Origin of the sequence: Tepidanaerobacter sp. GT38 (assembly GCF_021991635.1) — a bacterium.
Taxonomy (GTDB): Bacteria; Bacillota; Thermosediminibacteria; order Thermosediminibacterales; family Tepidanaerobacteraceae; genus DTU063.
The window spans coordinates 1-5,754 of sequence record NZ_JAFFJA010000107.1 but is presented as its reverse complement, the minus strand read 5'-3'; the positions used below and the strand labels follow the sequence as shown (position 1 = coordinate 5,754).

7 protein-coding genes are annotated in these 5,754 nt (G+C 36.3%); 6 read left to right on the top strand and 1 reads right to left on the bottom strand.

Annotated elements, in window-relative coordinates; all coding sequences use genetic code 11:
* Nucleotides 1-251: 251 nt before the first annotated feature.
* From JT739_RS11735 to JT739_RS11710, 6 genes are all read left to right on the top strand, one after another.
* Entirely contained in the window at nucleotides 252-1,274 is a 1,023-nt protein-coding gene (locus JT739_RS11735; protein ID WP_237661317.1) for a dipeptidase, read from the top strand.
* On the top strand, nucleotides 1,258-1,635 hold the full coding sequence (locus JT739_RS12990; RefSeq protein WP_370642673.1) for an RDD family protein: 378 nt from the start codon (nucleotides 1,258-1,260) through the stop codon (nucleotides 1,633-1,635). Before JT739_RS11735 ends, JT739_RS12990 begins: the two co-directional genes overlap by 17 nt.
* A 4-nt stretch (nucleotides 1,636-1,639) precedes the next feature.
* Nucleotides 1,640-1,777: an HAD hydrolase family protein gene (locus JT739_RS11725; protein ID WP_237661315.1), complete on the top strand. Its 138-nt coding sequence runs from the start codon at nucleotides 1,640-1,642 to the stop codon at nucleotides 1,775-1,777.
* A 52-nt stretch (nucleotides 1,778-1,829) separates the two neighbouring features.
* Nucleotides 1,830-3,419, top strand: coding sequence for a ClC family H(+)/Cl(-) exchange transporter (locus JT739_RS11720; RefSeq protein WP_237661314.1), 1,590 nt, complete (start codon nucleotides 1,830-1,832; stop codon nucleotides 3,417-3,419).
* A gap of 74 nt (nucleotides 3,420-3,493) precedes the next feature.
* Complete coding sequence (locus JT739_RS11715; RefSeq protein WP_237661313.1) at nucleotides 3,494-4,072, top strand: GDSL-type esterase/lipase family protein; 579 nt, start codon at nucleotides 3,494-3,496, stop codon at nucleotides 4,070-4,072.
* A 45-nt stretch (nucleotides 4,073-4,117) separates the two neighbouring features.
* Nucleotides 4,118-4,726 (top strand): HAD family phosphatase, encoded by a 609-nt coding sequence (locus JT739_RS11710; protein ID WP_237661312.1) that lies wholly within the window; start codon nucleotides 4,118-4,120, stop codon nucleotides 4,724-4,726.
* Between the two features lie 116 nt (nucleotides 4,727-4,842).
* On the opposite strand, the gene JT739_RS11705 is transcribed toward JT739_RS11710, so the two are convergent.
* Entirely contained in the window at nucleotides 4,843-5,424 is a 582-nt protein-coding gene (locus tag JT739_RS11705; protein WP_370642672.1) for an HDIG domain-containing metalloprotein, read from the bottom strand.
* Between the last annotated feature and the right edge of the window lie 330 nt (nucleotides 5,425-5,754).

Sequence of the window (5,754 nt, the reverse complement as noted above, 5' to 3'; positions counted from 1 at the left end):
ACAATTATTTTACACTATGCTTTTTTTTTGAAAGAAATTTAATTCCACTTTAACTAATTTTTGATATTTAAAATGAAATATTTATTTACAAATGAATCTAATCCCATTTTATTGTCCTTGAGAAAAATTTTTACATATTTTAAAATTTCCCTAGATTAGTATATAAAGATCTAGTTATATCAGATAAAAAGTGATAAACTTAAAGGGAAATTATTTTATTGCAATATTTTTTTCAATGGGTGTGAGAGATAATGGATGAAATAAAAGAGCGTATAAAAACAATCCACAGGGATTTTATTATAGCAGATGCTCACATGGATCTGCTTTTTGATGTTGAAAAAAGGAGAAAAAAGGGTCAAAAGAAGGTAATTGAAACTGAACACTTACCGGAATTTGTGCAGGGCGGCGTGAACATTGTGGTATCCTCTATATACATAGAAGATGAATTTTTGCCGGAAATGGCTTTGAGAAAAGCTTTAGACCAGATCAGTGCTTTTTTTTGCGAATTAGATGAATCGGCAGATAAAATAATGTTGTTAAAGAGCAGGTCAGATATTGATAAAGCTTTGAAAGAAAAAAAGATCGGCATTATGCTCTCATTTGAAGGAGTTGAACCCTTATTAAATGATATTAATTTGCTCAGAATATTTTACGAACTGGGAGTAAGAGGAGTGGGGCTGACATGGTCCCGGCGCAATTATGCAGCTGACGGGTGCAGCTTTGGCCGCAAGAAAGACAAAGAGAACGGATTGTCCCCGTTTGGCGAACAGGTAGTAAAAGAAGCACAGCGGCTGGGAATGATAGTAGATGTCAGCCACTTAAATGAAGCAGGCTTTTGGGATGTGATGAAAATTGCTGAAAAGCCAGTAATTGCTTCTCACTCTAACTGCAGGGCTATAAATGATATTATGAGGAATTTAACGGATGACCAAATTTCGGCTTTAGCTAAAAGTGGAGGAGTTATTGGGGTAAATGCAGCAAGTGTGCTAGTGGCTGAAAGCAATGCAGATGTAAAGGTGCTGGCAGATCATGTTGATCATTTAAAAGAAATTGCAGGAGTAGATCATATTTGTCTGGGATTTGATTTTTGCGACAGAATTTTCAGATCAAATTTGGTCGATAATGAAAAAAAGTCTAATGATGTAATAAAAGGACATAAGTATATGTGGCAGCTGACAGAAGAGCTGGTAAAAAGGGGATACAGTGACGATGAACTCCGGCTTATTTACGGAGAAAACTTTTTAAGGGTATTGAAAAATCTATTGCAAAACTAATATATTTAATTATGGTAAAATAGTATATAAAAAAGCAGGTTTAATCGAGAGAATTATTGCAGCATTAATAGATGGCATCATCGCAAGCATTCTTATTTATGTGCCAATACTTGGAGGAATAGCGGGTACTATTTACATACTTACAAAAGATGCTATTGCTTTTGAAATTACTAAAAATCCAGATTATAAAAACCGAAGTATAGGGAAAAAGATAATGGGCATAGAGGTAGTAAATTTTGATGGGCAGGATGTGGATTGGATTGTTTCTTTAAAAAGAAATATTCCGCTGGCAATCGGAAATGTTATTGCTATTGTGCCCGTTATAGGATGGGCAAACAGCAGTTTTCGGAGATGGCTATAACGATATGAGCATGTTTGAAGTAGCGGGTCTGTCCATAGCAGTAGATAATGCAGTAGAAGAATTAAAACAAATAGCTGATTTTACAACTTTATCAAATGATGATTCCGGAGTTGGACATGGGATATATAAATATATCTTATAAATTAAAAAATTGACCAATAAAATAACTAAGTTATTTGATTGGGGGCTTTTAATTGAAACAAAGTAATACTTATGTCGCTCTAAATGATTGGAAAAACTTTAAAAGGCGCGGAATTGTTGAAGGTATAGCTGCAGGAATATTAGCGGGTTTGCTGACTGTGCAGTACAGATATCTGTTAGAAAAGGCAGAGCTTTTGAGACAGCAGATTTACATTTTGATCGGTAAAAACGGTTTTATAACTGGACTGCTGTGGTTTGCAGTTTTAATTATAATTGGCTATGCTTTAGGTATTATTGCCAAAAAGGAGCCCATGGTAAGCGGCAGTGGAATTCCTCAGGTCAAAGGAATACTTTCCGGCCGTATGAGAATGAACTGGATAAGTGTTATATTATATAAATTTGTGGGAGGAGTTTTAGCACTGGGGGCGGGCTTATCTCTGGGCAGAGAAGGCCCTTCTGTTCAAATTGGTTCAGCGGTGGGCCAAGGAATTAGCCGAATCATGAAAAGATCCAAAGTTGAAGAAAAATATCTTATAACCTGCGGAGCCAGTGCAGGTCTTGCAGCAGCGTTTAATGCCCCTCTAGCCGGGGTAATTTTTGCGCTAGAAGAATTGCACAAAAACTTTTCACCTGTTGTACTGGTGCCGACAATGATATCATCCCTCGTTTCCGCATTTTTGTCACAGCGCTTTTTCGGTCAAAAACCTATTTTTAATATAACCGGTATTACAATACTTTCCCACAGGTATTATCTGTACATAATAATACTGGGAATAATTACCGGATTGTTTGGACTTTTATTTAACAGCATGCTTCTTAAAACACAGGAATTGTTTAAAAAAAGCATTACAAAGCAAGAATTAAAACCGGTTATACCCTTGCTGCTTGCTGGAGTGCTGGGATTTTATTTACCACAGGTATTAGGCGGCGGCAGTCCACTAATAGATTCTATGGTAAACGGCGATATTACTTTAAGGTTAGTAATAGCTCTTTTTGTGGCTAAGTTTTTATTTACGATGGTAAGTTACGGCTCAGGTGTGCCTGGAGGAATATTTTTGCCCCTTTTGGTTCTAGGTGCTTTAACAGGGAATTTTTTTGGAATGGTGTTGACAAATCTAATAGATCTAGATCCTATTTATATCAAAAACTTTATTATTCTCGCAATGGCAGGCTTTTTTTCAGCGATAGTTAAAGCTCCTATAACCGGGAGCATTTTAATCACTGAAATGACGGGTAATTTCAATCACCTTTTATCTATAAGTTTAATTTCCCTGACATCGTATTTAGTAACAGAAATTTTTAACGGAGAGCCTATTTACGACTCACTTTTAGAGAGAGCTCTTAGTAGAAGAAAAAAGGACAAAGCTGTTTCTATTTTGGCTAAAGAGAAAATTATCCTGGAAGTTCCGATAGCCGTAGGCAGTTACTTAGATGGTAAAAAGATAAAAAATGTGAAATGGGACTCCGGGTGTCTTATAGTAGGGATAATGCGGGGAGGTGAAGAAATTATACCCAAGGGCGAAACCACCATACTCCCGGGAGATTATCTGGTAGCTCTGGCTGATGAATGTGAAGCCCCGGCGCTTCGAGAAAAATTGATAAACATGGCGAAAAACCTGGATGAAACGGGAACAAGCTTATAAACTGAATCTTTACATTCTTTTATACTCCGAAAAATATGAAATTAGGATACTGCCTTGAAAGGAAGGCGTATTGCATGAAAGGAAGTTTAAAAAATATCAAAATTATAGCTTTGGGTGATTCTCTCACTCAAGGGTACCCTTATGACATAAAAGCTTCATGGGTAAATATATTAAATAGTGAAAAGGGATTTAATATCATAAATAAAGGTATTAACGGAGATACACTTGAGGGAATGCTCAAAAGGTTTTATGGAGATGTTGCTGCTTATAGACCTGATCTAGTTATAATAATGGGAGGAACCAATGATGCTTTTAATGGATTCTCCCTGTCTTCTATGGAAAACAACTTAAAAAATATTGTCAAAAAAGCCCTGGACACAGGTATCAGACCGATAATAGGAATTCCCCTTCCGGTGGATGAGCCGGCAGTGGAAGAAAAGCTTTGCAAATTTAGAGAATTTGTTCGGGAATACTGCTGTGATAAAAATATTGCATATATTGATTTTTATACTCCTTTAGTGGGCAGCAATGGGAGGATAAAAGAGGAGATGGACTTTGATGGCATTCACCCAAACAAGCAGGGCTACCGCGCTATGGCGATTGAAGCATACAAAATATTGTCAAATTACATATATAGGTTGAGTTTTGAATAATGGTTTTACCTCTTAAAAAAACAGTAGAAAGGATTGCAAAAAATTATGGAAAAGCTGTCAATGGTAATTTTTGATATGGATGGCCTAATGTTTGACACTGAAAGGCTTGATATTTGGGCATGGCAAAAGGCAGGTAAAGACTTTGGATATGATATTAATCACAGTATAAGTTCTAATGTAATAGGTTCGGATTTTAGGGATACAAAATCCTTTTTTATGCAGTACTTTGGCAGTTCTTTTCCTTATGATGAAATTTACCAGAGAAAGCAAGAATATATGGAACAATATTTGAAAAACAATGGTATTCCGGTCAAAGAAGGTCTATATGAATTGATAGAATTTCTTGAAAACAAATCTATAATGAAAGCAGTTGCCACTTCTACGGTTAGAAAGAAGGCAGAAAAAAGGCTTTCTATGGGTGGCATAAAGGATAAATTTGATGCAATAGTGTGCGGAGATGATGTTGAAAAGGGAAAACCTGAGCCGGATATCTTTTTAAAGGCGGCTAAATTATTAAGCTGCAAACCAGATCATTGCATTGTATTAGAAGATTCGGACAGGGGATTAATAGCAGCTTCAAGGGCTGGCATGCGTCCAATATGTATTCCCGATATAAAACAACCGTCAAAAGAAGTAGAAAAAACTTATTTTTAAGAAATTAAGTTCTTTGTCTGAAGTCAAAGATTTTATTGAGAAGTTAGTAATTGATATGCAGTAAATAGAAATTAAAAAAATAGCAGGGAGGAAGTTTGCTGCTCCCTGTTATTTGCTTATAGATTGCCTTTTAATCCAATATCTTCTGCAACTTTTTGCATACCTTTTATGGTCTGTTCTATTACGAAATCCCGCTCAAAGCCCAGTAATTCTATGCCTTTTTCAATAACCTGCCTGTTTACACCTGCGGCAAAGTTTTTCTGATTCCATTTCTTTTTGACCGACTTTACTTTAAGGTCTAAAATGCTCTTACTCGGTCTAAGCAGTGCTGTTGCCGTAATGAGGCCCGTCAATTCATCTATTGTATATAAGACTTTTTCCATTTTTTCTACAGGCTCTACATCCGAGCAAATACCCCAGCCGTGACTTTGAATTGCCCTTATGTAATCTTCTGGCCAGCCTTCCTGAGTGAGAATTTCCCTGACCTTTTGGCAGTGCTGTTCAGGATACATTTCATAATCAAGGTCGTGAACAAGGCCAATTATTCCCCATTTTTCCCTATCGGGTTCATCCAGCACTTCGGCAAAATGCAGCATAACCGCTTCAACAGCAAGGGCATGCCGAATTAAAGCTTCACTTTTAGTATATTTTTTCAGCAGCTCAAAAGCCTGTTCTCTTGTAGGAGAAATAGTACCCATCTTTACCAAACACTCTTTCATTATATAAACTTGTCTTGTAATAAATACTAAACTTTTGGTGAGAACATGTCAAGCTGTCTGGAATATTTCGATAGTGTCAAATTGTTGTAGGATAATTATGGTCAGAAGTATCCCCATCTTTTTGATACAAAACCAGCTATATAGCATACCCGCTCCGTTGTATGCCTTTTAATATAGTTGATATTGGAGTCTTTTTACCCATATTAAAAACAGGTATGTTATTTAGCTTCTCATACGTGGTTTTGCTAAATACTTCCTTAGCTTTCTTAATTGTCTCTTGCTTTATGTTGTATTGTTGTTTTGCTTTTG